Here is a 25505-nt window from a genome sequence, read left to right on the forward strand (position 1 = left end):
TTCTATAGGTTTCTTATCAATAAAACGGTACTTGTGATGATAGATACAATTGAAAGCACAGTTGTAAGTGTTTGGGTTCCGGTAGTGCCAACTCCCCATGACTTCTGATTTAATGGTTTTACGTAAATCATATCATTTGGGAGGATATAAAAATAAGGAGAATTTAACAATCCCTTATCGGTCAGGTCTACATGATGAATTTGTTTACCGTCTGGGTATTGCCTAATAATAAGAACATCTTCGCGGTCTCCGGTTACCAATACATCGCCTGCATTCGCAACAGCTTCTAAAACATTCACTCGTTCTTGAAATAACACATTATTTCCCGGTCTGGTAACCTCCCCTAAAACACTATAATTTAGACCTGCAAGCTTAACGGTAACAAAAAGATTTGAAGAGCTGTTTAGATAATTTTCCAGTAAGCTTTTCTCTATTCTCTGCCGTACTTCATTAGCGGTAAAGCCTAATACATTTAGCTCATTTAGAATTGGAAGTCTTATATTTCCATGAACATCCACTACATAACCTGCAAAATAAAGACCCCCATTGTTAATTAAATTCGCCTCGTTTTCGGATTTAGAGATATTAAACATGGCAACCAATTCGGGTTCAGATGCTTTAATATCAATATACAAAATATCATTTACCTGTATTTTGTAAGGCTTAGACATTTCACTAACAGTTCCTTCAATTACTCTCTTTCCGTCTTTGTCTTGAAGATAGATAAGTTTCTTATTTGGAATACAAGACTGTAAAACCAAAAGCACAGATAAGCAATAAAAGAAAGACCTAAATTTCATAGTACTGGGTTTGTAGACAAATATAGTTTTTTAGTTATCAATAATAAAACGATCTCTGGCGATATCTAACGGATTTATGTTACTTTGCACAAAAACAAAAAGTGAATTATCTCTCGGTTGAAAACATCTCAAAATCTTATGGAGAACGTATCTTATTCTCTAATATTTCTTTTGGTATAAATAAAGATCAGAAAATTGCGTTCGTAGCTAAAAACGGAACCGGAAAAACATCACTATTAAATATCCTTACCGGTTTAGATACGCCAGACAGCGGGCAAGTTATTATGCGCAAAGGCTTGCAAATGGCATTTTTATCACAAGAACCCAATCTTGATAACAAGTTAACCGTAGAGGAAACCATTTTCGCTTCCGATAATAAGATTCTAAAAGTTATAGAAGCCTATGAAAATGCGCTTAAAAATCCAGATGATGCAGACAATTATCAAAAAGCTTTTGAAAAGATGGAAGCGTATCAGGCTTGGGATTTTGAAACACAGTACAAACAAATTCTTTTCAAACTTAAGCTTCAAAAACTAGATCAAAAAGTAGATTCACTTTCTGGAGGACAAAAGAAAAGACTCGCACTCGCAAGAATTCTTATTAGTAAACCAGATTTATTAATTCTAGACGAGCCTACCAATCATTTGGATCTTGAAATGATTGAATGGCTTGAAAACTATTTTGCGAAAGAAAATATTACTCTTTTTATGGTAACACATGATAGATACTTTCTAGAGCGTGTTTGTAATGAAATAATTGAATTAGATCAAGGAGAGTTATTTACATATAAAGGGAATTATTCTTATTATCTAGATAAAAAAAATATACGTATTGAAGCCCAAAAAGCGTCTGTAGAAAAGGCAAAAAATATATATTCCAGAGAACTGGAATGGATGCGACGTCAACCCAAAGCAAGAACCACAAAATCTAAAAGTCGTATTGATGACTTTTATGAAATCAAAGAAAGAGCTCACAATCGCCGGAAAGAGCATCAAGTGCAACTTGAGATCAATATGGAACGTTTAGGTAGTAAAATTGTAGAGTTTCACAATGTTTCCAAGTCCTTTACTAATAAGCCTATACTTGACAAATTCAATTATAATTTTAAAAAAGGAGAACGCATAGGTATTATCGGAAAAAATGGAACAGGCAAAACCACTTTCTTAAACCTTCTTACCGGAAGCATAAAACCAGATTCAGGAAAAATAATCATTGGAGAGACCATTCGTTTTGGCTATTACACGCAAAAAGGAATAGAAATAAAAAAAGGGCAAAAAGTGGTTGAGGTGATAAAAGAGTTTGGTGAGTTTATACCCCTTACCAAAGGAAGGCAAATCTCTGCCGGACAGCTCTTGGAGCGTTTTATGTTTGATCGTAAAAAACAATATGATTATGTAGAAAAACTAAGTGGTGGCGAGCTTAAGAGGCTTTATCTCTGCACCGTTTTAATTCAGAATCCTAATTTTTTAATTCTAGATGAACCCACCAATGATCTGGATATTATAACCCTTAATGTACTAGAGTCTTTTTTACTTGATTTCCCTGGCTGTTTATTAGTAGTTTCCCATGATCGCTATTTCATGGATAAAATAACAGATCATCTTTTTGTTTTTAGAGGAGATGCCATTATAGATGATTTCCCTGGTAATTATTCTGATTTCAGATCATACGAAGAAACCAATGTTCCTGAATCAATTTCAACTGATGTGAAATCTGAAAAGAAAAGCTGGAAAAAAGATCAAACTGCCGGACTTACATTTAATGAGCAAAAAGAGTATAATAAATTGGAGCGGGAAATTAAAAAGCTAGAAGAAGAAAAAGAATCTCTTGAAAAACTATTTATTACTGCTTCTTTAGATGGTGAAGCTATTGATGAAAAATCAAAAGAATTACAACAGATAATTGCACAAATTGAACAGAAAACAGAACATTGGTTTGAACTTTCTTTGAAAATGGAATCCTAGATAAATTAGCTATTTTAAATGAATCTTATTGTTTCTTACAGTAAATTTTTAGTACGCTCTGTTAATCAACATGGTATTCACTCACCTTTTATTTATGATTTAGTCACAAAATGCTTTTATGACGCTAAAGAACATGAAGATTATAAAAGACTGAAAGCATATCGGTTAGACCTTTTAAACAGTAAAGAGGTGATTCATGTTACCGATTACGGAGCGGGATCAAGAATATTTAAATCCCCAGAACGTAAAATTCGTAAAGTAGCCCTCAATGCGGGTATCAGCCTTAGAAAAGCCAAACTACTCCATAGACTTACTTCGTATTTAGATTGTAAAAATGCACTTGAATTAGGAACTTCTGTAGGCCTAGGTAGTGTTGCTATTGCAACGGCAAATGACAAAATTAAATTGACAACTATTGAAGGATGCCCGGAAACTTCATCCATTGCTATAAAACAACTCCAAAAATATCATATCACCAATGTGCAGGTTCTGAACAAAACATTTGAAGAATTTTTAATTACACCTCAACTACCAGTTTTTGACCTTATTTACATAGACGGTAATCATAGAAAAGAGCCTACCCTCACATATTTTAGAAAACTTTTAAATAACGTTCATAATAATAGTGTGATGATACTAGATGACATACATTGGTCTAATGAAATGGAAGAAGCATGGAGCGAAATTAAAAAGCATCAAAAAGTTAAGGTGTCTATTGACATTTTTAAATGGGGAATTCTTTTCTTTAGAGAGGAACAGGTAAAGGAACATTTCACCATTAGAGTTTAACCGAGTTCTTTTACAAGTTAAAACCTTATTTTTGCACTAATTGCAAAATTGAAAATTTCTGTATTTTTCTCTTTTTAAGATGGGCATTTATTAAATAAAATAGCAACTTAAAGGAATAAAAATTACGAAAAACAAGAAAAGAAAAAATAAACCCTCTAAGAGCAACAAAGAATCACATGAAAATTTATACAAAAACGGGTGATAAAGGCACTACGGCACTTTTTGGTGGAACCCGCGTTCCAAAGCACCATATTAGAATAGATAGTTATGGAACCGTAGACGAATTAAATTCTTGGATTGGATTGTTAAGAGATCAAGAATCTAGTGAACATATTAATAAGATTCTAATTGAGATACAAGACCGCCTCTTTACAGTAGGGGCAATTTTAGCAACCGATCCGGAAAAGGCTATCTTAAAAAATGGTAAGGAAAGACTTAATATTCCAAAAATAAGCGAAAACGACATTAATTTACTAGAACAGGAAATAGATAACATGAATACTAGTTTACCACCAATGACGCATTTTATTTTGCCAGGTGGTCATCAAGCAGTGTCATTCTGTCATGTTACTCGTTGTGTCTGTAGACGAGCCGAACGATTATCAACAGAACTTTATGAAAATGAGCCCTTTGACGAAAGAGTTTTACAATATTTAAATCGTCTCTCCGATTATCTCTTTGTATTGGCACGGAAATTGTCGTATGAATTGAAGGCAAAAGAGATAAAATGGATTCCTAAAAAAGAATCATAAAGTTTTACGAAAAACGCTAAAAAATAGCTTTTTTACCTCTATATTGCTATTTTAACCGTTATTATGCTGACGTTCTTGTAAATTGTGTGTATTTAATATATTTTTTACTTGACTTTTTCACATAAAAATTTATTTTTGCAGAAATTAAAAATTGCGTAGCACATGTATTGGACCTTAGAACTTGCATCCTATCTCAGTGATGCTCCCTGGCCTGCAACTAAAGATGAATTGATAGATTACTCTATCAGAACAGGTGCTCCATTGGAGGTAGTAGAGAACCTTCAATCTATGGAAGATGAAGGAGAAATATATGAATCAATTGAAGAGATTTGGCCTGACTATCCGACTGAGGAAGATTATCTTTGGAATGAAGATGAATATTAACAGGCATTAACAGTATTAAAATTAAAAAGTCTCATTAGAGGCTTTTTTTTTGCTTAATTTTGAACTTTAGAATTACACAAGAATATTATGAAATTATTAGATTCCGTTATCAAAATATTTGTTGGAGATAAGGCGAAAAAAGACATAAAAGAGATACAACCTATTGTAGACCAGATAAAGTCTTTTGAAAGTAGCTTGTCTGGTTTGTCTCATGATGAATTACGCGCAAAAACCAATGAATTTAAAAGCAAGATACAGGAAGCCCGCCATACCTTTAATGAGGAAATTGAAAAATTAAGAAAGGAAGCAGAAAGTTCAAGTGACATTGACCGTAAAGAGGATATTTACTTAGAAATAGATGCTTTAGCAAAGGATTCCTATGAAGCAACGGAAGGGGTTCTCAATGAACTTCTCCCTGAAGCATTTGCAGTAATGAAAGAGACTGCTAAGCGATTTACAGAGAATAAAACACTCAGTGTTGAAGCAACTGCATTTGACAGAGAATTATCGGCTTCAAAAGATTTTGTTTCGCTTAGTGGAGAAAAAGCAATCTGGGCAAATTCTTGGGATGCTGCTGGTAAAGAAATAACCTGGGATATGGTGCATTATGACGTTCAGCTAATTGGAGGTATTGCTATGCATCAAGGTAAAATAGCCGAAATGATGACAGGTGAGGGTAAAACACTTGTAGCAACCCTACCCGTTTATCTGAATGCACTCACCGGAAATGGCGTGCATTTGGTAACGGTTAATGATTATCTGGCGAAAAGAGATAGTGCTTGGATGGCACCACTCTTAAATTTTCATGGTCTCACTGTAGATTGCATAGATTATCATCAACCAAATTCAGATGCTAGAAGAAAGGCATATGAAGCAGATGTCACTTATGGAACCAACAATGAGTTTGGTTTTGACTATTTAAGAGATAATATGGCACATGCCCCTAAAGATCTGGTACAAAGAAAACACAACTATGCTATAGTAGATGAGGTGGATTCTGTTTTGATAGACGATGCAAGAACTCCGTTAATTATATCGGGGGCCGTTCCGCAAGGAGATCGCCACGAATTTAATGAGTTAAAGCCAAAAGTAGCAGATATTGTAAGTAAACAGCGTCAATACCTTATTAGTGTTCTTGCAGAAGCCAAAAAACTTATTAAAGCTGGAGACACCAAAGAAGGAGGTCTTCTCTTATTACGGGTATACAGGGGGCTCCCAAAGAACAAAGCACTTATTAAATTCTTAAGTGAAGAAGGGGTTAAACAACTCTTGCAAAAAACCGAAAATTATTATATGCAAGACAACAATCGGGAAATGCCCATTGTTGACGCTGAACTGCTATTTGTTATTGAAGAAAAAAATAATCAGATAGAATTAACAGATAAGGGTATCGAGTACCTTTCTGGAGATGCAGATCCTGATTTTTTTGTAATGCCAGATGTAGGCTATGAAATTGCTCAGATAGAGAAAAAAGGCATGCCAATTGAAGAAGAAGCAGAACTTAAGGAAAAATTGTTTACTGAATTTAGTGTAAAAAGCGAACGTATTCATACCATGAATCAGTTACTTAAGGCATATACGATCTTTGAAAAAGATGTGGAATATGTTGTCATGGACAATAAGGTTATGATTGTAGATGAGCAAACTGGTCGTATAATGGATGGAAGAAGATATTCAGACGGTTTGCATCAAGCAATTGAAGCTAAAGAAAATGTAAAGATTGAAGCTGCTACACAAACTTTTGCTACGGTTACTTTACAAAATTATTTCAGAATGTACTCCAAACTTTCAGGTATGACAGGTACTGCCGTAACTGAAGCAGGAGAATTTTGGGAAATCTACAAGCTAGATGTGGTTGAAATACCTACCAATAGACCTATAGCCAGAATAGATAAGGAGGATTGTATTTATAAAACAAAAAGAGAAAAGTATAATGCTATCATAGAAGAGATAGACCATTTAGTACAACAAAAAAGACCCGTACTGGTGGGTACTACTTCGGTAGAAATATCAGAACTTTTGAGTAGAACACTTACTATTCGTAAAATTCCGCATAATGTTCTGAATGCAAAACTTCATAAAAAAGAAGCAGATATTGTTGCTGAAGCTGGTAACCCTGGAGTAGTTACCATTGCCACGAATATGGCAGGTAGAGGAACAGATATTAAATTGTCTGATGAAGTGAAAGAAGCTGGAGGACTTGCTATTATTGGTACAGAGCGACATGATTCTAGACGTGTAGATAGGCAATTAAGAGGTAGATCTGGACGTCAAGGAGATCCAGGAAGTTCACAATTCTATGTTTCATTAGAAGACAATCTAATGAGACTGTTTGGTTCAGATAAGGTTGCTAAGTGGATGGACAGAATGGGTCTTGAAGAAGGGGAGGTAATTCAAGCCTCGTTAATGACCAAATCTATTGAAAGAGCACAGAAAAAAGTGGAAGAAAATAACTTTGGCGTTCGTAAAAGATTATTGGAATATGATGACGTAATGAATGCTCAAAGAGAGGTAGTTTACAAAAGAAGAAGACATGCCTTAGAAGGAGAAAGACTCAAAGTAGATATCGCAAATATGATCTTTGATACTGCTGAGCTGATTGCCGACACAAATAAACAGGCTAATGACTTTAAAAATCTGGAGTTTGAACTAATTAAATATTTCTCGATTAGTTCACCAGTTACAGAAGAAGAATTCGATAAAATTACGGCAATAGAACTCGCATCAAAAATTTATAAGGCTGCACTGCTGCAATACGAATCTAAAACGGAGCGAAACGCCAAGACCGCTTTCCCAATCATAAAAGACGTATTTGAGAATCAGGGAGATCGTTTTGAGCGGATCGTAGTGCCGTTTACAGATGGTATAAAATCACTCAATATTGTTACCAATCTTAAAGAAGCATACGAAAGTAATGGTAAAAAATTAGTGGCAGATTTTGAAAAAAATATTACCCTAGCCATAATAGATGAAGAATGGAAAACGCATTTGCGAAAAATGGATGAATTAAAGCATTCTGTACAGTTAGCTGTACATGAGCAAAAAGATCCGCTCCTTATTTATAAATTTGAAGCTTTTGAGCTTTTTAAAGCCATGATTGATAAGGTGAATAAAGAAGTGATTTCATTTCTTTTTAAAGGAGAACTTCCTTCACAGGGTGCTGACGCCATACAAGAGGCAAAAGCAGTTTCAAGGCCAAAAGAAAGGTTGCAAACCTCTAAAGAAGAAGTTTTAAATAGCGATGAGCTTGCTGCGAGAAATCGTCATGCAGGACAAAGCCAATCTCGCCAGCAGCAAGTAACAGAAACTATCGTTAGGGACAAACCTAAAATAGGGCGTAATGATAGGGTTACCATAAAAAATGTAATGAGTGGTGAGAATAAAACTCTTAAATATAAACAAGCAGAACCTTTAATTAATAAAGGCGAGTGGGTTTTGGTAGAATCCTGATTAAAAAAATGTATTTATCAAAAAAGCAGTAATCAATTGTGATTACTGCCTTTTCTCTCTCATTAAACTCAAAAAATCTAAAAAAAATCAATCCTAATTCAAAAAGGAGGGGTCTTGATATATGTATAATGCTTTTATATATAATTCAACAGCCTTGGAGGCCGATAAACCTTGAAGCGCATCTGTAACATTCTTATTGCCCTGTATTTCAAAAAACATAGGCGCCTTATATTTCCATGGTAAAGAGTTAAAATGTTGCATTTTACCATCTACTTTTGCCCATAGCTGGTTAAGTCCTTTATCTATATAAACAGAGACAGTGCTAGCGGCATCAAAAGAAAAACAGTAGGTTAATAAATGTGGTGTTTGTAAGTGACTAATATCGGGGTTCATATTTGTACGTTTATAAGGCAAATATAGAAACCTCTATAAAAGTTGCTACTTCAATATCGTTAGATGGAAGATTTATATAGACGAATGGTAGCCAACAAACTATTAATGGTTTTTTAATCTTAAAAGATATAACAATTTAGTAATCTACCTAAGTTCAATATTGCCAATTATTGATTAAATCGTCTTTAAAATTTAAAATTCAAAAATAAACATTGGTAATTTTTGTGAAAATTCAATAAAAATCTATCTTTGTTAAATAACCCCACTTCTTTTGTTCAGATTAAAAATAATTCTGTAGGTGTAATATAATATCCTAGTAGAGTTTTATTAAGTGTTTATTTAATTGATTAATAGAGCGAGGGGGTAGTTTCTAAATGAGCTGCCTCTTTTTTTATCTTATTTTCACTTTTAGGCTATCATGACTGAACTGTTTAGTCAATTGCCAACACTAAAGTAGGATTGGGACAATTGTTATAAAAAAAGTTTTTGTCTTCATTACTACATACACCGGGATAATCTCCTTTTCTACCCTCTAGATCAAGAATAAGTTGAAAATGAAGGTGAGGAGCATAATTTACATTCTCTTGGGGTCTTCCTAATGTTCCTAACAAATCTCCGGCCTTAAAAGTCTTTCCAATGTATAATGGTTCTAAAGATAATTTGGATAAATGCCCATAGAGGGTATAAAAAACTTCTTCCTCAAACTTGTGTTCTAATATGATTGTAGGACCATAATCACCGCTGCTACTATTATCATTAAAACTATGCAAAACACCATCCAGAGGGGTAATTACCTGAGTTCCTGCCGAAGACCAGAAGTCAACCCCTAAATGAATATTTCTTGGAGCTAATGAATTATGCTGAAATAAAGCACTACTCTTATAAAGGTTTCGTTTTTCCAAATACCCCCCATAAGCAACTTGCCCATTGTTTTGAATAAGATATTCCTTTATATAGCTTTCCATTTTGTCTGGATCTGACATATCCAGATTTACCAATTCTGGATTATCTGATGACAGATCTATAGGTATGTATTCAGTCCTAGAAATTGTTTTATTAAGAGGTGCTATAAAACTTGGTGTAAAAATTTGTTTAAATCTGGTAATAAAGGACGAATTCATTTATTCTGGTAATGATTTTGATACTGATTTCTAATAACTAAAATTTGAACGAAAAGCATGATCACAAAGAAAAGTATTCCATAAATAGCCGATTTAGGAATCGTAAAATTGGTAATTTCTAAGGAAACAGCCTCTAAGGGTAACAGAATTCTATCAAAAAAATTTGTTGACAAATAGGTGTCTTCTGATCCAAAATAAGCCACTCCCAATAAGAAAGCGCTTCCTAAGAAAATTAAAACCCATGTAGACTTTGAAATTAAGGGTTTTGAATTTGACACATATGCCGCCTCTTCTTCCAACCTTGCCATAAAATTCTTTTCAAAATCATTAGATGGGCTTTCTAATCCAGCCTCCTTTATCCATGATTTTAGTTGCTTTTCTTCCCTATTCATATATTTTTATATTTAAGAGTAGCTTCATGCCCTTTTAATAAATGAGCTAGTTTACCACGACTTCTATGCAAGCGTACTTTAATGGTATTTTCTTTTAAACCAGTAATCTCTGCTATTTCTATTAAAGATAAGTCTTCATAATAATATAGCATAATCAATGTTTGATCTTCTTTACCTAAAGAAGCTATTGCTGCCTTAATCAACCGTTTTCTGTCTTCACATTCTAGATCTTCCAATACTTCTATTTCCAAATTAGGAATCTGTAAGTTGTTGTCCTCCCCCTTTTTTATAAAGGAGAATCTTTTACTTAGTTTAATTTTATCTAAACAACTATTGTAAGCAATACGATACAACCATGTAGAAAATTTTGAATCTCCTTTATACTTATGTAATGAACGATATGCCTTTATAAAAATTTCTTGTGCAATATCTTCTGCCTCCTCCCTATCTCTTAATAATTTCAAAGCGATACTAAACACAAGATCTTTGTATTTTCTTAGTAAAAAGGCAAAAGCATGCTTATTACCTTTTAAGGTTTGTTCAATATAATATTGGTCTAATTGGTCAGCCATTATTAATAAGACGATAAAACGTCCTGTAAGGTTACATTTTGTTATTTTATTTTTAAATGTTGTAACCTAAACAAGATAATTAGAGTCATAAGAATAAAACGAACATTTATTTAATCAATTAAAAAAGTATCAAATGGAAGCAGTAGTTGTATTTGTCAGTTTATTTTTAGTGATCTTTGGGATTGCCTATTTAGCCTATTCAACCCGTAATAAAGAAAGGCTTGCACTGATTGAAAAGGGAGCAGACGCTTCCATTTTCTTCAGTAAAAAACCTAAAGAGCCATTTCCAGTATGGAAAGTTATTATTTTAAACTTAGCATTATTATTATCAGGTATTGGTATTGGCATTTTTATAGCTGGAATTTTACATAATCACTTAAATGTAGATGCAGAAATTGCCTTTCCTGGTACCATATTCTTATTAGCCGGAATAGGTTTATTTACGGGGTTTCAACTGTCTAAAAATATTAAATAATTTTAGTTATTTCATGCTCAGCAAAGGTGTGAAAAATACAGAAGTATGGCTATTGCGATACTTCTGTATTCAAAATCTTAACATATTTTATATCCTTTAAACGAAAGGAATTTAGTAATATGCAGACTATCTATGTCCAAAATCTTATAGAATATGTATAAATTTAAATCAAATACCGTAGCATTGCTCTCGATATTTTTGTTGATCTCATGCCAAATAAATAGCAATTCGAAGCAAGATAAGCTACCTCAAAATTTAACGGATGTTTCTCAAGACTTACAAGAGTATGAAACTGCATACTTTGCTAGTGGGTGCTTTTGGTGTGTAGAAGCTATTTTTGAAAGCGTAGTTGGAGTTAAAGAAGTAGTGTCTGGATATTCTGGTGGAAAAGAAGAAAACCCAACCTATCAACAAGTTGGTAGAGGTTTAACTAGCCATGCGGAAGCAGTTGAAGTATATTATGATCCAGAAGAAGTGAGTTTTGAGACACTCGTAAAAGTTTTCTTTGGTTCTCAAGATCCAACTACACTCAATAGACAGGGGCCAGATAGAGGTGCTGAATATAGATCTATCGCATTCTACAAAAACCCTAAAGAACAGCAAATCATTACTAATTATATTAAAGAATTGGAAAGTAAAAAGGTTTTTGACAAAAAAATAGTTACCGAAGTAGTTCCCTTTGAAAAATTTTGGAAGGCTGAAGATTACCATCAAGACTATGAAAAAAAACATCCCAACAATGCATATATAAGAAATGTGTCCATTCCAAGATTAAAAAAGTTTCAGAAAAAGTTTCCTGATTTGCTTAAAAAAGACCACTAGTAAAAGCCCCAAATTATGGGGTTTTTCTTTTTTAGTATCTTTATAGCTATGAAAAAGTTTACTTTGTTTCTTTTGGTTTTATTCATCTCCGGATGTTCAAAACATGCAAAACAGGATCATCAAATAATAACCGTTAAAAAAGCTACAGAAGCGCCTATCTTAAACGGAGTTGAAGACGATCAATGTTGGGAAAACTCAGTTTGGCTTCCTTTAGACCAAAAATGGCTGGGAACTGATTATACCGAAAAAGACTTCTCTGGAAGGTATAAACTTTCATGGAGAGAAAGCTCTTTGTACTTACTGGTTGAGATTGTAGATGATAGTTTATTTGATCAAAACAAAGACCCCTTGAAACTTTGGTGGGATGATGATTGTGTGGAAGTTTTTATTGACGAAGATAATTCTGGAGGAGGGCATCAATACACGCACAACGCATTTGCTTATCATGTTGCTTTAGACGGCAATGTTGTAGATATTGCACCTGATAAGGAACCCAGACTTTACAATGATCATGTTGTTTCTAAAAGAACGCTAAAGGGTGATAAGAGTATTTGGGAACTTTCAATAAAACTGTATGACGATTCTTTTATGGATGGTAAAGAAAATATACCTGTATCACTTGAAAAAGGAAAGAAGATAGGATTTGCCTTGGCTTATTGTGACAATGACGCTAGTAAGGAACGTGAGAATTTCATAGGTTCTGTTTTTGTTCCTGGTGAAGATAAAAATCAAGGATGGATTAATGCTGATATTTTTGGAACATTGCAGTTGGAGGAATAGATTTATTTAAAAAGTATTTTACTGTACCTAGCATTTAAAGTGATAGATTTTGGGGTATTTGCATTTTTATAATATCCTTTAACGATTTGATTTGAGTATTTGTCTTTCATAGACATTGTGAGATACTCAGGATAGCTTATCTGACTGTCGGCCGAATTAACCGAAAGTGTAAATGCTTCCTTAGGTAATATAAAAACTGCATCTGTATTTTCAAGGCCAATATCCAAATTTGAAAAAGTTTGAGCAATCGCATCAATACTAAGTTTTCCAAAAGACCCATTAATATAGCCTTCTCCTTCTAAAACACCAATATTCACATCAGAAGAGTTGGACGTAAGTTTAAGACTTTTTACACGATCAATAGCTACATCACGGATATAGTTAACTTTAAGCTCTCCATACTTCCAATTCTCAACCAATACAGGTGAATAAGAGGCCTCTATTAAGGTTTCACGACCATCCACAATACGGGCAAACAACCTTGTATGAGACAAGGTTGCTTTAATATTTTTTGTATTCTCTGCGAGCTTTACTTCTCCGTGCCGAACATTTAATTTCAATTTTGTTCGCTTGGGCATTTTTATTTTAATCGTTTTTTTGACTTTTAGATTTTTTTCATTTCCATCAGACGAATAAAAATAAAAATTGCTGTTTGATTTCCCATTTTCTCTAGCTTCTTCTAGTATCTCAACCCTAAACTTTCTAGCTTCCTCACGAGCTTTTCTACTTTCTTCGCGAGCAACTTTTCTAATTTCATCCCGCTCTTTTCGTTGCGCTTCACGAACTTCAACCATCTCTTTTCGCATTTGGGTGCGTTCTTTAGATTGCTCCTCTCGCAGTTTCATTACCTCTTCTTTGTACTTTTTCACTTCCACTTTCCAAGCTTCCATTTCCTTCTTAAAATCTTTATCAAAATTCTTATTAAAAGCTTTCTTCCACTTCTCTAGGTACTTATCTCCATCTTTTTTATAAGCTTCATAATCAAAAGAAAAAGAGTTAAATCCGTTCATAGGTAATGGAGGCATTGGTGGAATTTCTGGAAGACGCATTACCAAAGGTGCTATTTCAGGAATTTCTGCAATCTCTGGGAGTTCAAATACAAAATCAAAATCATCCTCACTAATAATAGTATTCCCATTAGAAATAAACGTAAAACTACGGTTTGTATCACAACTTACAGCTACTTCCTTACTATTTCCGGTTGCTTTAAAATTCCAATTTTTAAAATAGGCCTCTGCTGCTTCCTTTGTAGCATCTTCAATTTCAATTACACCATGTACTTCAATTACGTCTTTGTCCCAGGTCTCAAATTCAATATTGGTATGGCTGGTATTAATATTTAATTCAACCTCATCACCTACTTTAAAAGTCTCCTTGTATTTTTTACTTTGCTTTTGCGCATTTGCAACAAAGCAAAGGCAAAAAACAGCGTAAAATAGAGAATTATACCTGTTTATCTTTAAATTTATCATCTTTAGTTTCTTTAAGTTCTTTAAGTTTTTCTTTTAACTGATAAAGCAATTGTAATCTTAATTGTAAATTATCTATGAGGGCTGTAATGGTCTGTTCATTGGGGCCCATATTAACTAATTCTTCAGAGAGGTTTTGATATTCATCATTGAGTTCAGATAATTTGGCCATATATCCATCAAAAAGTTTTTTATTGGTGGCTGTTACTTCAATTTCTGAAAGTTCTATATGAATGTTCGTTACATAATAATCTTCTACTTTCTTCAAACCAGGAGAAATATCGCCTAATGAGATCGTTGTTGGATTTTTGGCTTCCTTATCTATTGTATTAACAATATCTGGGGTATCATTTATAACCTCTGATTTTAAGGATTTCAATAAAAAATATCCAGTAGTTATTAAAATCAATAGCGAAGCAGCAACCTTAAGATAAAAAAAGGTGTTCGTGCGTGTTCTGGGAAAGTTCTGATCTAATTTTTGTTCAAAACGCTTTTCATGCCCTTGTCTTAACTCAGGTAGTTCTATTTTGTTAGACTCCTTAAATAATTCCCTAAGATCTCGTTCCATGATACCTGGTATTTAATAGTTCTCTTAACTTTTGTTTTCCTCTTAAAAGCTGTGTTCTTGAGGTCACTTCCGAAATTTTTAAAATATCTGATATCTCGGCATGATCATACCCCTCAATAAGGTAAAGTGTAATTACGTATCTGTATTTATCAGATAAAGTTAAAATGGCCTTTTTCACTTCATCAATCGTTATTTCTGAAGAAATTTTCCAATCTTCATTTTTGTCGGTTACCTGTAAGAAATTTTCTTCTAAAGAAAAAGTATCTATTTGCTTTCCCTTTAAATGATCTATACATTTATTGATAACGATACGTTTCAACCAAGCACCAAAGGTTACTTCTGCTTTGTACTGATGGATCCTTTGAAAAGCTTTGATAAATGCCTCTTGCATGACATCTTCTGCGTCTTCCTGATTTTTTAAAAAACGCATTGCGACAAAATACATGCCCTCACTATATTTTTTATAGAGGTTCAATTGTGCCTTTCGGTCATTTATTTTACACTTTTCAATCAGTTCTGTCTGAAGCATCGCTGCTGGTTTCCGGTTGAGTTACAATTGCTATTCATCTTAAAGACTAGATAAAAAAGAAGACGTTGCAATAAATACAGAATTTAATTCTTTTTTAACAATTTCATAGAAAACTACACTGTGTAATAAAAACATTAACACATATTTAAAATAAGGTTTATATGCATGTCTTAAATTTCTAAAAATGAAACTAAATTAAATTACCTTTTAGAAAAGAGTATGAACGCCTTTTAGAAACAAGTGTAAATAGACATTGCATTATTAGTCGCAGTCTCAAAAGAGATCATTCTGTTTTTGTGTATGACAAAATGGGATGACCAAAAAGCAACTTCAGGAAATAGGTGCTGATTTGCAAATACCAATCCGTTGGGTCGTTATGAAAATTCAGATGAAATTGCTTCTGGAATAGTGTATATGGATTCTGATAATGTATTTTACATGAATAGTATTGCATTCATAATTGATTGGAAGAATGAGTCAGGTATAATTTAGTATTTTACTTTTAATAATTATAAAAAGACATCTCAAACGAAGTCTTTTTATGTATCTATTTTTTGGAATAGAGTACTATATTTGTTTAAATTTAGTAATTTAGTGTAATGCCAAATAACCAAATCATACCCTATCAAATTACAACGGATTCTATTAAACTTACCGCACTAAACTATGGGGCGATTATTAAAAAACTAGAAGTTAAAAATAATCAAGGAGAGTTTCTTAATATTGTAATTAATTTTAAAAACAACCCAGACTATTATAACAACCCAAAGTATCTTGGTGCTTGTGTTGGTCGTTACGCAGGAAGAATTGCAAATGGCATTTTTAACCTTAATTCCAAAGAAATACATTTAGACAACCAAAACGGTGTGCATCTTCATGGTGGCAAAAATGGCTGGAGCATGCAATATTGGGAACTAGAAGAACTTAATGATAGTAATCCAGAACCCTTTGTTCGTTTCCGTTATATTTGTAAGCATTCTGATACTGGTTATCCAGGAAATGTTGAAGCATTTGTTACTTACAAAATTACTAAGAATAATAGTTTGGTTATTTTGCATGAGGCAGAAACAGATAGAGATACCATTCTCAATTTGACAAATCATTCTTATTTTAATCTTAGCGGAAATGGTAAAAGCATTGATACACATTTGTTAAAAGTAAACGCTGATTCTTATTTAGAAACTAATAAAAAATTAGTTCCTACAGGAAATATACTTTCGGTATCTAATACAGAAAAAGATTTCAGACAGAAACGTCCTATAATGCTCACCAGAGTAGATGATACATTTATTTTTAAAAATAATTCTTCCAACCAGATAGAAATAGAAGCTCCGGATACTGGTATCAAAATGCTTGTTACTACCAACCAACCAGCAGCGGTGATTTTTACCCCAGATTCATTTCCCGCTATTTGTTTTGAAACTCAGAATTATCCAGATGCGCCCAATCACTCTAATTTTCCATCATCCATATTAAAAGCGGGGGAAAACTATATAAACAAAAGTGTTTTTCAATTTTTAACTAAAAGCTAAAACCTGAAGAGGCACCTTAAATGAAGTTTCAAATTTCAATATCTTTGTAAGAGGGTAACCCAATCAAACTCAAAGAGTTTTTCAACTCTTTCCAAATAAATATAATCAATGAAAAAGCTAGGTATTATTTTTCTAATCGTTCTAGGCATTGTAGTAACTGCATATTTTTTTGTAGGTCCTATAATGAGAAAAATAACAAAAAAACATAGTCCAGAAACCACTATTTATTATCAGGAAAATGGGCATGACCTTTCCCTGTACTATAACCAGCCTTCAATGAAAGGTAGAAAAATTTTTGGGAATTTAATTCCTTATGGTAAGGTTTGGAGAACTGGAGCAAATGAAGCTACCGCTTTTAACACCTCCAAAGATATTAATGTTGCGGGAAAGCCTCTACCCTCCGGTACATACACGCTGTGGACTATTCCAGAAAAAGAAAACTGGACTGTTATTTTTAATAGCAAAAGCTATGATTGGGGTGTTGCCTTAAAAGGCACTAAAATTGAACCAAGCCGAGAACCAGAATTTGATGTACTCGCTATTACTGTTCCTGTTATAGAACAAGCCAAAGCAACAGAGAGATTTACTTTTGCTTTTGAAAACACAGATGAGCTAATGCTTACTATGATATGGGAAAACACAAAACTTGAAATTCCTATTAAATAATTTCATTGAAAACACCAGAAAAAAAATCATCATTAAAGGAGAAACCTGGAGTGGTTGCGCAACAAAACATCAATAGACAAACTATTCTTAGTCTTCAAAAAAAAAGACGCAACCAACCTAGTATTGATGAGTTGGTACTTGGTATAATTCAACAAGACAAAGTTGCTCTCAGCCGTGCGATTACATTAGTTGAAAGTACAAATCCTTCACATTTGGAAAAAGCATCCCAAATTATCAAAAGATGTCTTGTTTTTTCCAATGATGCCATTAGAATAGGCATCACAGGTGTACCTGGTGTTGGTAAAAGCACTTTTATTGAAGCCTTAGGAAAACATCTCACTAGAATTGGCAAAAAAGTAGCGGTCTTAGCTGTAGACCCTACCAGTTCTATCTCAAAAGGAAGTATTCTTGGTGATAAAACCAGAATGGAAGCCTTAGTTAAAGACGATAATGCATTTATTAGACCTTCCCCCGCAGGTGATTCTCTTGGTGGTGTGGCGAGAAAAACAAAAGAAGCGATTGTTTTATGTGAAGCTGCTGGTTATGAAATTATTCTTGTAGAAACTGTTGGAGTTGGTCAAAGTGAAACTGCCGTCCATAGTATGACCGACTTTTTTTTACTACTTAAACTAGCAGGAGCAGGAGACGAATTACAAGGGATTAAAAGAGGTATCATGGAAATGGCGGATGCCATTGTAATCAATAAAGCAGACGGAGAAAACCTTAAAACAGCCAGACATGCAAAAGCAGCTTTTTCTAGTGCATTACATTTATTTCCACCTAAAGAGAACGGATGGATTCCTAAGGTTGAACTCTGCTCTTCCATTGAGAAAACAGGAATACAAACGATATGGGAAATTATTGAGAATTTTATTAGTATAAATAGCGCGAATCAAAGCATCCAGAAGAATAGAATTAAACAAGATAAATTCTGGCTAATGCGCACGATAGATGAGCAATTAAAACTACAGTTTTACAATAAACCAGCGGTTAAAAAAGAGCTGGACCTACAATTAAAAGCGATTGAAAATAATGAGATTAACCCATTTGAAGCAGCCACTATCATTCTAAAGCTTATACATTCTTAAAATTGCTTACACTATTTATAATAAAACAATACCTTTGCAGCACCATTTTTGACATCTGATGAATTACGAGTTTACGATTGTTATTCCTGTTTATAATGAAGAAGAAAATCTACAAAGAGTGGAAAAGGAGCTGTTGGGTTATCTCAGAATTGCAACAAAAAAGACCAGAGTTTTATTTGTAAACGATGGTTCAAAGGATGGCAGCCAGCAACTAATTGAAGAGATTTGTGATAAGAATCAAGATTTTGGGTATCTTCAATTTAAAGAAAACAAAGGTCTAAGCGCTGCTATTAAAGCAGGTTTTGATTATGTTGAAACACCTTTAGTTGGTTATATTGATTCTGATTTGCAAACAGACCCCGAAGACTTTAACTTGCTTTTAGAACATATTGAAGATTATGATCTTGTTACTGGTGTAAGAACAGAAAGAAAAGACAAATTTGTTAAAAATATGTCCTCCAAAATTGCCAACGTAATACGCCGAACTTTTACCAATGACGGAATGGACGATACTGGGTGCCCATTAAAAGTTATCAAAACTTCCTTTGCAAAAAGAATTCCTATGTTTAAAGGACTACATCGGTTTTTACCTGCAATGATTCTATTGCAAAATGGGCGCATTATTCAAATACCTGTAAGGCATTACCCTAGGGTTGCTGGAGAAGCTAAATTTGGACTATGGAATCGCCTGTTAGGACCTTTGGCAGATTGTTTTGCTTATTTGTGGATGAAAAAGAAGTATATTAATTATGATATAGCTAAAAAGAAATAAATGGGAGAATGGCTCATTTATGCAATCGGATTTCTGGCTCAATTACTATTTTCAGGTCGTATGTTACTTCAATGGATCTTATCTGAAAAAAACAAAAAAGTACTTACCCCTAGACTGTTTTGGCAACTTAGCTTATTTGCTTCTTTTTTATTATTTGTTTATGGTTGGTTAAGAGATGATTTTGCGATTATGCTAGGCCAGACACTTACTTATTTTATCTATATCAGGAATATTCAATTACAGGGTGAATGGGGTAAGCTTCCGAAGGCTTTTAGATTGTTTTTATGGATCTTTCCTTTTTTGGTAGTAGTTTATGGGTATAACAACAATGCCTATGACATAGATGACTTCTTTAGAAATGATCAGATTCCTTTGTGGTTAATTTTACTTGGTAGTATCGCACAAATTATTTTTACATTTAGATTTGTATATCAATGGATTTACTCTGAAAAGAAAAAAACCTCCAGTCTTCCTTTTGGCTTTTGGCTCCTTAGCCTTCTAGGAGCTTCCCTAATACTTACTTACGCAATTATCCGTAAAGATCCTGTATTGTTTGCAGGACATGCTTTAGGACTTTTTATTTACTCAAGAAACCTTTTTATTTTAAAGAAGCAACAATGACCCAATGGTTTACAGATAATCCAGTAAAGACAATCCTTTTAGCAGGAATCTTTATTTTTCTTTTGCATTTGAATGTTCTTCCCGTAACCATCATGGAAGCCCGTAATTTTATTACTGCAAGGGAAATGGTTAATGAAGGGAATTGGTTATTAACTACCATGAATGGTCTTCCTAGGTATGAAAAACCTCCTTTACCTACATGGTTTACTGCCTTTGCTGGTAAATCAATAGGAATATCAAATCTTTATGCGCTAAGACTCCCCACGGCCTTAATGGCCATTTTTACGGCACTTATTGTATTCAAGTTTTCTTTAAAACTTACTAAAGACCGGCAACAAAGCTTAATTAATGGTCTCATTCTAGTGACTTCCTTCTACATTATTGCCATCACAAATGAGGCTCCTTGGGATATCTATGCCCATGGTTTTATGTTAACAGCTATCTATTTTTATTTTTCGCTATTCCAAATGCAAACCAACATCTGGCGTAATGTATTTATGGCTGCTTTTTTTACAGGGCTTTCTTTTATGAGTAAGGGACCTGTTTCATTATATGCACTTTTTTTGCCATTTTTAATAGCTTATGGATTTGCTTTTGGTTATACAGGATTCAAATCAAAACGATTCCCACTTAGTGTATGCCTACTAGTTGCCATTATTGTAAGTATATGGTGGTACTGGTATGTTAGAATGGCAGATCCAGATTCTTTTCTAAAGATTGCGCAAAAAGAAACCGGTAATTGGAGTAGTTATAACGTACGCCCCTTTTACTATTATTGGAGTTTTTTTACTCAAAGTGGTGTATGGACGATACCCTCATTTTTTGCCTTGTTATACCCTTTTGTTCGAAAAAAGATAATTCATCCTAAGGCATATCTTTTTACCTTTTTATGGACGCTACTTTCCGTAATTCTGTTATCTGTAATTCCCGAGAAAAAAACACGTTACCTATCCCCTGTCCTCATTCCTATGGCAATGAATACCGGATTTTATATACTCTACTTTATTAGAGAGTTTAAAAAAATGAAAAGCTGGAAAGAAAAAATCCCTATTTATCTGCATTTTGGATTGATATCCTTAATAGGAATCGCTTTTCCTTTGGTAGGATATTTTTTTCTAAAAGAATTACCTGTACAGCCATGGGTATGGTTTGCAACCACATCGGTATCCTTATGGATCATTTCAGGTACAATGCTGTATTACCTTAAAAAGAATAGTCTTTACAAAGTATTCTTACTAAACATCGCTTTTATAATGAGTATTACCACTTTTGGTTTACCTATTGCTAAATCGCTAAAAACAAATACAGCCTATAACAATATAGCCATATTATCTCAAGAAAAATCAATTGGAATACCCCTTTATGCTTTTGGTGAGATAGCCCCTGAAATGCTGTGGCATTATGGAAATGTCATACCTGAAATTGAAGACGATGCCATTGCTTCAACACTAGAAGAACTAGATATTTTTGGAGTATTAGTGAACAGTAAAGAAGAAGAACGATTTAAACGTATCTTTGGAAAGGAATTTACAATCTCGTTAAAAGATACTTTCGACTTAAATTATGGAGCTTCGCCGGAAGATAAAAAACATAAAAAAAGATTGGTAAGCCTCTACTATCAAGTTGAGAAAAATAACATTCAATATGATTAACATACTTACTAAAACCGAAAAAACAGGATACTTATTTTTAATTTTGGTATTCGCTGCTGCTCTTTATTTTGGATTTACTAATTTGAATTATTTTGATACTGGGTTTTCCGTTGAAGACGGTCCTGTAGAATGGGGCACTACCATTATGTTATTTTGCCTAAGTATTTTATGTTTTTATCGTCTAGCAACCATTGGAAAATACAAGAATAAACTTTGGCTATTGGGAACCTTTCTTTTTGGGCTTTTGTTCTTTTTTGCGGCAGGTGAAGAGGTCTCATGGGGTCAAAGAATCTTTGATGTAGAATCAGGAGCTTTTTTTAAAGAAAATAACGCACAGGGTGAAACCAATTTGCATAACTTGGTTGTTGAAGGGAAAAAAATAAACAAGATTATTTTTAGCCAGTTATTAATGTTAGTGATGGTTTTATATCTTATTGTCTCTCCTATCTTGTATAGAAAAACCAAATGGTTTAAAAATCTTGCAGATCTTTTTGCTGTACCTATGGTAAAATGGCATCACACTATTGCATTTATAATAAGTACTATACTGGTTGCTCTTAATCCATCCAGTAGAAAATGGGAAGTGTATGAACTCGCTTTTGGTGTTATCTTTTTTCTTATTTTTCTAAATCCATTTAACCCTTCTATTTTCAAAAAAAACGCTCCGGACTAATTTTTAAGAAATTTCATAGTAGCTAGCTGATAAAGGGAATAGAATAACCAGCCAGACAACATACCTATACTTATGCCTGTTACTACATCTAATGGAAAATGAACGCCTATATAAATTCTACTATAGGCAACTAGTAAAGCCCAAGCTAATAGGAGAAATGGAATCCATTTGAATTTATTTTTTAAGAGCAAAACAAAAAATGTAGCAACTGCAAAGGAATTGGCAGCATGTGCAGAGAAATATCCATATTTGCCTCCACAGTATGATTTTACGAGCCGCATTTGATCTAGTATAGTTTCATCATGACAAGGTCTAAATCTCCCGATTCCATATTTGAAAAAATTTGCTAATTGATCTGTTGCAGTAATCATTAGTGCAACACCTATTACCATCAAGCCAACACGTTTCCATCCAAACTTGTAAATACTAAGTGTTAACAAGAGAAGATATAATGGGATAGAAGCCCATTTATTGGACATAAACATCCAGAAAGCATCCCATGGTTCTGTACCTAAATTATTTAGGTACAAAAACAAATTTTTGTCTCCTTCAATAAGTTTCTCTAACATCTTTAATTGATAAGCATCCTTAGTCTTCTTTACAAAACCAATTAATCTTCATAACGCTTAACTTCCCTGTCGTAAAAATCAGTAGCTGCTTGTATTAGGGAGGTCATTTCTTCTTCTAACTCTTTTGCTTCCGCAGTGTCTAAATCTTCCAACCATTCTACTTCGTCTGTTGTCAAATCGATCACAAACCTGGGGAAATCAGTATGAATTACAAAAATAGCATCTTGAAAATCGGTATTATCTCCCAACAGAAATTTAGGTATTTCCATAAGTATCTATTTGTTAGGTTTACGTATTAATTGTTTTGTGAGTATGTTAAAACGAATATACAACAAAACTGCAGATGCACTAAGTCCGGCAAGCAATCCAATCCAAATACCCGTGCTGGCAAAGCTTGTATGAAGCCCTAAATACCAAGAAATTGGAAAACCTATTACCCAATATGCAATAAACGTTATAAACGTAGGCACCTTAACGTCCTGCATTCCTCTCAATGCTCCTAACACTACCACTTGAATACCATCTGAGATTTGAAAAAAAGCAGCAACTATTAGGAGTTGAGCAGCTATTTCTGCCGTTTCCATAGTATTTGCATAATCTGCCATATTTGAACTATCCATATACAACCATGGCACATTCTGATGAAATATCAAAAACAGAATCCCGAAAAAAGTTTGAATTAAAATACTCATTAAAAAGAATGAGCGCGCAATTCGTCTTAAGTCTTTAAATCTTTTAAGTCCTTTTTGATTCCCAACTCTTATCATGGTTGCAGACCCCAGTCCCATAACAAACATAAAGGTAAAAGAAGAAAGATTTAAAGCAATGTTATTTGCCGCCTGAGCATTTTTACCAAGCATACCACTCAACCAAATGGCAGCAGTGAAAATAGCAACTTCAAAAAGCATTTGTAATGCAGACGGAAAGCCTAAAGCAATTATTTTTTTAAGTACCGAAATTTTTATAATCCTAAAATTAAGATGAGAGATATAGGGTCTTAAATTGTCTTTTTTGTAAATAGTAGCCCAAAGAATACCTACCATCAAAAAACGAGAAATTAATGTTCCCATAGCGGCTCCAACAATACCCAAGGCTGGAAAACCAAATTTCCCATAGATTAGCAAATAATTCAGTATTATATTGATCACGTTTCCTAAAACCGCCGCATACATAGCATATTTAGTTTGTGATAGGCCATCTGTAAATTGTTTGAAACCTTGAAAAACAATTAAAGGTATTAATGAAAAGGCTACTAAATCTAAATATGGTTTCGCAAGTATCACCACCTCTACAGGCTGATCCAGTGCATACATTAATGGTTTTGCTAAGAATATAATTAGAAATAATAAGGTTCCTAAGACTGTACAAGATAAAATACCATGTTTAAAAGCCTGTTTTCCTTTTTCAAAATCATTCGCACCATCAGCTTCCGCAACTAATGGCGTTATAGCCGTTGAAAACCCAATTCCAATACTCATAGCAATAAAGACAAAACTATTTCCCAAAGATACGGCTGCCAGTTCTGCAGTACCCAACTGCCCAACCATTACATTATCAAAAAATTGCACCAGCGTGTGCCCTAGGATCCCTGCTATTACAGGTATTGCTAACCTAAGGTTGTATCTAAATTCTTTGGTATAATTTTGTAGAGACATCTTTACTTAAAAGATAGCAAAGATACCATATTTAAATACCCTATTGTAGTATTGAAGTTAGGATAATTTTTTTGCTTCTTCCCAAAAAATATCCATTTCCTTCAAGGTCATATCTTGTAGGCTTTTCTTATTATCCTGAGCCTTTTTTTCTAGATATTGAAATCGTTTAATGAATTTTTTATTGGTACGTTCCAATGCATTCTCTGGATCAATATTCAAAAATCTGGCATAGTTAATCATGCTAAATAACACATCTCCAAACTCATCTTCCATTTTCTTTTGACGACCAGCAGTTACTTCTGTTTTAAACTCTCCCAACTCTTCCTGTAATTTTTCAAATACTTGAGTTGGTTCTTCCCAGTCAAAACCTACACCGGCTACTTTGTCTTGTATTCTGTTTGCCTTCACCAAAGCCGGAAGACCTTTTGGAACTCCTTCTAATACGCTCTTTTTACCTTCTTTTAACTTTAGATTTTCCCAATTGCGCTTTACCTCCTCTTCATTGGCTACATCTACATCTCCATAAATATGAGGATGACGATTAATGAGTTTATCGCAAATACTATGCGCTACATCTGCCATATCAAAGTGGTTTGTTTCACTTCCAATTTTAGCATAGAATACTATATGTAATAATAAATCACCCAATTCATTTTTGACTTCAGTAAGATTATTATCCAGAATGGCATCGCCCAGCTCATACGTTTCTTCAATAGTGAGATGTCTTAACGTTTGTAGCGTTTGCTTCCGATCCCAGGGACACTTTTCCCTTAGCTCATCCATAATAGTTAATAACCGATCTATCGCTTCTAATTGATCCTTTCTGGAATTCATCTTTAGATGTTTTGTCAAAAATAAGGAATTAAAAAATCCTTTAGGATGAGAAAGATATTCATTATTTCTTTTTACAATTTACTAAAATATTTATGCTGTTTTTCCTTTTAACATATCTTAACCTTAGACCTATGTAATTTGTAAAACATTACTAAACAGAAAATTGTATCTTTGAACTACACT

27 protein-coding genes are annotated in these 25505 nt (G+C 33.7%); 15 read left to right on the forward strand and 12 right to left on the reverse strand.

The features are described from left to right. Nucleotides 1-2: 2 nt before the first annotated feature. Nucleotides 3-800 carry a polysaccharide biosynthesis/export family protein gene (locus WBG07_RS03960; RefSeq protein ID WP_340199189.1) on the reverse strand — a complete coding sequence of 266 codons (798 nt, stop codon included), beginning with the start codon at nt 798-800 and terminating at the stop codon, nt 3-5. A gap of 101 nt (nt 801-901) precedes the next feature. On the opposite strand from WBG07_RS03960, the gene WBG07_RS03965 reads away from it, so the two are divergent. The 5 genes from WBG07_RS03965 (at nt 902) to secA (ending at nt 8139) form a co-directional block, all read left to right on the forward strand. Then, a complete protein-coding gene (locus WBG07_RS03965) occupies nt 902-2764 on the forward strand; it encodes an ABC-F family ATP-binding cassette domain-containing protein (protein WP_340199190.1) in 1863 nt (620 codons plus the stop codon). An 18-nt stretch (nt 2765-2782) separates the two neighbouring features. Then, the gene (locus WBG07_RS03970; protein WP_340199191.1) at nt 2783-3553 is read left to right on the forward strand and encodes an O-methyltransferase; all 771 of its coding nucleotides are present in this window, start codon (nt 2783-2785) and stop codon (nt 3551-3553) included. A 176-nt stretch (nt 3554-3729) separates the two neighbouring features. Next, nucleotides 3730-4305, forward strand: a complete 576-nt coding sequence (locus WBG07_RS03975) for a cob(I)yrinic acid a,c-diamide adenosyltransferase (protein WP_340199192.1) — start codon at nt 3730-3732, stop codon at nt 4303-4305. Between the two features lie 162 nt (nt 4306-4467). Then, a complete protein-coding gene (locus tag WBG07_RS03980; RefSeq protein WP_340199193.1) occupies nt 4468-4689 on the forward strand; it encodes a DUF2795 domain-containing protein in 222 nt (73 codons plus the stop codon). Nucleotides 4690-4776: 87 nt separating this feature from the next. Beyond that, a complete protein-coding gene (secA, locus tag WBG07_RS03985; protein WP_340199194.1) occupies nt 4777-8139 on the forward strand; it encodes a preprotein translocase subunit SecA in 3363 nt (1120 codons plus the stop codon). 93 nt (nt 8140-8232) lie between these two features. Here the strand turns inward: secA and WBG07_RS03990 are convergent, their stop codons facing one another. The 4 genes from WBG07_RS03990 to WBG07_RS04005 form a co-directional block, all read right to left on the reverse strand. Next, the gene (locus WBG07_RS03990; protein WP_340199195.1) at nt 8233-8532 is read right to left on the reverse strand and encodes a hypothetical protein; all 300 of its coding nucleotides are present in this window, start codon (nt 8530-8532) and stop codon (nt 8233-8235) included. A 431-nt stretch (nt 8533-8963) separates the two neighbouring features. After that, nucleotides 8964-9653, reverse strand: coding sequence for a peptidoglycan DD-metalloendopeptidase family protein (locus WBG07_RS03995; RefSeq protein WP_340199196.1), 690 nt, complete (start codon nt 9651-9653; stop codon nt 8964-8966). Continuing rightward, nucleotides 9650-10045, reverse strand: coding sequence for a hypothetical protein (locus tag WBG07_RS04000; protein ID WP_340199197.1), 396 nt, complete (start codon nt 10043-10045; stop codon nt 9650-9652). The genes WBG07_RS03995 and WBG07_RS04000 overlap by 4 nt, the downstream gene beginning before the upstream one ends. After that, nucleotides 10042-10617, reverse strand: a complete 576-nt coding sequence (locus tag WBG07_RS04005; protein WP_340199198.1) for an RNA polymerase sigma factor — start codon at nt 10615-10617, stop codon at nt 10042-10044. Before WBG07_RS04005 ends, WBG07_RS04000 begins: the two co-directional genes overlap by 4 nt. 133 nt (nt 10618-10750) lie before the next feature. Here WBG07_RS04005 and WBG07_RS04010 point away from each other — a divergent pair, with 133 nt between their 5' ends. The 3 genes from WBG07_RS04010 to WBG07_RS04020 all read left to right on the forward strand — a co-directional run bounded on the left by WBG07_RS04010 (nt 10751) and on the right by WBG07_RS04020 (nt 12694). Continuing rightward, nucleotides 10751-11092, forward strand: coding sequence for a DUF6249 domain-containing protein (locus WBG07_RS04010; protein WP_340199199.1), 342 nt, complete (start codon nt 10751-10753; stop codon nt 11090-11092). Nucleotides 11093-11245: 153 nt separating this feature from the next. Next, complete coding sequence (gene msrA / locus WBG07_RS04015; RefSeq protein ID WP_340199200.1) at nt 11246-11914, forward strand: peptide-methionine (S)-S-oxide reductase MsrA; 669 nt, start codon at nt 11246-11248, stop codon at nt 11912-11914. A gap of 48 nt (nt 11915-11962) precedes the next feature. Beyond that, the gene (locus WBG07_RS04020) at nt 11963-12694 is read left to right on the forward strand and encodes a sugar-binding protein (protein WP_340199201.1); all 732 of its coding nucleotides are present in this window, start codon (nt 11963-11965) and stop codon (nt 12692-12694) included. Nucleotides 12695-12696: 2 nt separating this feature from the next. On the opposite strand, the gene WBG07_RS04025 is transcribed toward WBG07_RS04020, so the two are convergent. From WBG07_RS04025 to WBG07_RS04035, 3 genes are read right to left on the reverse strand one after another with little or no spacing between them, the layout of a single operon-like run. Next, nucleotides 12697-14166 (reverse strand): hypothetical protein, encoded by a 1470-nt coding sequence (locus WBG07_RS04025; RefSeq protein ID WP_340199202.1) that lies wholly within the window; start codon nt 14164-14166, stop codon nt 12697-12699. Beyond that, nucleotides 14138-14731: a hypothetical protein gene (locus WBG07_RS04030; protein ID WP_340199203.1), complete on the reverse strand. Its 594-nt coding sequence runs from the start codon at nt 14729-14731 to the stop codon at nt 14138-14140. The genes WBG07_RS04025 and WBG07_RS04030 overlap by 29 nt, the downstream gene beginning before the upstream one ends. Continuing rightward, entirely contained in the window at nt 14715-15260 is a 546-nt protein-coding gene (locus WBG07_RS04035; RefSeq protein WP_340199204.1) for an RNA polymerase sigma factor, read from the reverse strand. Before WBG07_RS04035 ends, WBG07_RS04030 begins: the two co-directional genes overlap by 17 nt. Before the next feature lie 599 nt (nt 15261-15859). Here WBG07_RS04035 and WBG07_RS04040 point away from each other — a divergent pair. From WBG07_RS04040 to WBG07_RS04070, 7 genes are all read left to right on the forward strand, one after another. Beyond that, complete coding sequence (locus WBG07_RS04040; protein ID WP_340199205.1) at nt 15860-16792, forward strand: aldose epimerase family protein; 933 nt, start codon at nt 15860-15862, stop codon at nt 16790-16792. Nucleotides 16793-16900: 108 nt separating this feature from the next. Continuing rightward, on the forward strand, nt 16901-17458 hold the full coding sequence (locus WBG07_RS04045; protein WP_340199206.1) for a DUF2911 domain-containing protein: 558 nt from the start codon (nt 16901-16903) through the stop codon (nt 17456-17458). Next, a complete protein-coding gene (meaB, locus tag WBG07_RS04050; protein WP_340199325.1) occupies nt 17455-18546 on the forward strand; it encodes a methylmalonyl Co-A mutase-associated GTPase MeaB in 1092 nt (363 codons plus the stop codon). The genes WBG07_RS04045 and meaB overlap by 4 nt, the downstream gene beginning before the upstream one ends. 58 nt (nt 18547-18604) lie before the next feature. Then, nucleotides 18605-19318, forward strand: coding sequence for a glycosyltransferase family 2 protein (locus WBG07_RS04055; RefSeq protein WP_340199207.1), 714 nt, complete (start codon nt 18605-18607; stop codon nt 19316-19318). Beyond that, nucleotides 19319-19939 (forward strand): lipid-A-disaccharide synthase N-terminal domain-containing protein, encoded by a 621-nt coding sequence (locus WBG07_RS04060; protein WP_340199208.1) that lies wholly within the window; start codon nt 19319-19321, stop codon nt 19937-19939. It begins immediately after the preceding gene. Continuing rightward, nucleotides 19936-21591 (forward strand): ArnT family glycosyltransferase, encoded by a 1656-nt coding sequence (locus tag WBG07_RS04065; protein ID WP_340199209.1) that lies wholly within the window; start codon nt 19936-19938, stop codon nt 21589-21591. Before WBG07_RS04060 ends, WBG07_RS04065 begins: the two co-directional genes overlap by 4 nt. Then, nucleotides 21584-22264, forward strand: coding sequence for a hypothetical protein (locus WBG07_RS04070; RefSeq protein WP_340199210.1), 681 nt, complete (start codon nt 21584-21586; stop codon nt 22262-22264). Before WBG07_RS04065 ends, WBG07_RS04070 begins: the two co-directional genes overlap by 8 nt. Here WBG07_RS04070 and WBG07_RS04075 read toward each other — a convergent pair. From WBG07_RS04075 to mazG, 4 genes are read right to left on the reverse strand one after another with little or no spacing between them, the layout of a single operon-like run. Continuing rightward, the gene (locus WBG07_RS04075; protein WP_340199211.1) at nt 22261-22833 is read right to left on the reverse strand and encodes a phosphatase PAP2 family protein; all 573 of its coding nucleotides are present in this window, start codon (nt 22831-22833) and stop codon (nt 22261-22263) included. The genes WBG07_RS04070 and WBG07_RS04075 overlap by 4 nt on opposite strands. 41 nt (nt 22834-22874) lie before the next feature. Next, complete coding sequence (locus WBG07_RS04080; RefSeq protein WP_340199212.1) at nt 22875-23102, reverse strand: hypothetical protein; 228 nt, start codon at nt 23100-23102, stop codon at nt 22875-22877. Nucleotides 23103-23108: 6 nt separating this feature from the next. Beyond that, a complete protein-coding gene (locus tag WBG07_RS04085) occupies nt 23109-24488 on the reverse strand; it encodes an MATE family efflux transporter (protein ID WP_340199213.1) in 1380 nt (459 codons plus the stop codon). 57 nt (nt 24489-24545) lie between these two features. Next, on the reverse strand, nt 24546-25322 hold the full coding sequence (mazG, locus tag WBG07_RS04090) for a nucleoside triphosphate pyrophosphohydrolase (protein ID WP_340199214.1): 777 nt from the start codon (nt 25320-25322) through the stop codon (nt 24546-24548). Nucleotides 25323-25505: the final 183 nt, after the last annotated feature.

It is taken from the genome of Ascidiimonas meishanensis, assembly GCF_037782385.1.
Lineage (GTDB): Bacteria > Bacteroidota > Bacteroidia > Flavobacteriales > Flavobacteriaceae > Ascidiimonas > Ascidiimonas meishanensis.

Excerpts from the sequence above, each read along its gene's own strand:
- WBG07_RS03960 (WP_340199189.1), bottom strand. The coding sequence starts at position 800 with ATGAAATTTAGGTCTTTCTTTTATTGCTTATCTGTGCTTTTGGTTTTA.
- WBG07_RS03970 (WP_340199191.1), top strand. The coding sequence starts at position 2,783 with ATGAATCTTATTGTTTCTTACAGTAAATTTTTAGTACGCTCTGTTAAT.
- WBG07_RS03975 (WP_340199192.1), top strand. The coding sequence starts at position 3,730 with ATGAAAATTTATACAAAAACGGGTGATAAAGGCACTACGGCACTTTTT.
- WBG07_RS03980 (WP_340199193.1), top strand. The coding sequence starts at position 4,468 with ATGTATTGGACCTTAGAACTTGCATCCTATCTCAGTGATGCTCCCTGG.
- secA (WP_340199194.1), top strand. The coding sequence starts at position 4,777 with ATGAAATTATTAGATTCCGTTATCAAAATATTTGTTGGAGATAAGGCG.
- WBG07_RS03990 (WP_340199195.1), bottom strand. The coding sequence starts at position 8,532 with ATGAACCCCGATATTAGTCACTTACAAACACCACATTTATTAACCTAC.
- WBG07_RS03995 (WP_340199196.1), bottom strand. The coding sequence starts at position 9,653 with ATGAATTCGTCCTTTATTACCAGATTTAAACAAATTTTTACACCAAGT.
- WBG07_RS04000 (WP_340199197.1), bottom strand. The coding sequence starts at position 10,045 with ATGAATAGGGAAGAAAAGCAACTAAAATCATGGATAAAGGAGGCTGGA.
- WBG07_RS04005 (WP_340199198.1), bottom strand. The coding sequence starts at position 10,617 with ATGGCTGACCAATTAGACCAATATTATATTGAACAAACCTTAAAAGGT.
- WBG07_RS04010 (WP_340199199.1), top strand. The coding sequence starts at position 10,751 with ATGGAAGCAGTAGTTGTATTTGTCAGTTTATTTTTAGTGATCTTTGGG.
- msrA (WP_340199200.1), top strand. The coding sequence starts at position 11,246 with ATGTATAAATTTAAATCAAATACCGTAGCATTGCTCTCGATATTTTTG.
- WBG07_RS04020 (WP_340199201.1), top strand. The coding sequence starts at position 11,963 with ATGAAAAAGTTTACTTTGTTTCTTTTGGTTTTATTCATCTCCGGATGT.
- WBG07_RS04025 (WP_340199202.1), bottom strand. The coding sequence starts at position 14,166 with ATGATAAATTTAAAGATAAACAGGTATAATTCTCTATTTTACGCTGTT.
- WBG07_RS04030 (WP_340199203.1), bottom strand. The coding sequence starts at position 14,731 with ATGGAACGAGATCTTAGGGAATTATTTAAGGAGTCTAACAAAATAGAA.
- WBG07_RS04035 (WP_340199204.1), bottom strand. The coding sequence starts at position 15,260 with ATGCTTCAGACAGAACTGATTGAAAAGTGTAAAATAAATGACCGAAAG.
- WBG07_RS04040 (WP_340199205.1), top strand. The coding sequence starts at position 15,860 with ATGCCAAATAACCAAATCATACCCTATCAAATTACAACGGATTCTATT.
- WBG07_RS04045 (WP_340199206.1), top strand. The coding sequence starts at position 16,901 with ATGAAAAAGCTAGGTATTATTTTTCTAATCGTTCTAGGCATTGTAGTA.
- WBG07_RS04055 (WP_340199207.1), top strand. The coding sequence starts at position 18,605 with ATGAATTACGAGTTTACGATTGTTATTCCTGTTTATAATGAAGAAGAA.
- WBG07_RS04060 (WP_340199208.1), top strand. The coding sequence starts at position 19,319 with ATGGGAGAATGGCTCATTTATGCAATCGGATTTCTGGCTCAATTACTA.
- WBG07_RS04065 (WP_340199209.1), top strand. The coding sequence starts at position 19,936 with ATGACCCAATGGTTTACAGATAATCCAGTAAAGACAATCCTTTTAGCA.
- WBG07_RS04070 (WP_340199210.1), top strand. The coding sequence starts at position 21,584 with ATGATTAACATACTTACTAAAACCGAAAAAACAGGATACTTATTTTTA.
- WBG07_RS04075 (WP_340199211.1), bottom strand. The coding sequence starts at position 22,833 with ATGTTAGAGAAACTTATTGAAGGAGACAAAAATTTGTTTTTGTACCTA.
- WBG07_RS04080 (WP_340199212.1), bottom strand. The coding sequence starts at position 23,102 with ATGGAAATACCTAAATTTCTGTTGGGAGATAATACCGATTTTCAAGAT.
- WBG07_RS04085 (WP_340199213.1), bottom strand. The coding sequence starts at position 24,488 with ATGTCTCTACAAAATTATACCAAAGAATTTAGATACAACCTTAGGTTA.
- mazG (WP_340199214.1), bottom strand. The coding sequence starts at position 25,322 with ATGAATTCCAGAAAGGATCAATTAGAAGCGATAGATCGGTTATTAACT.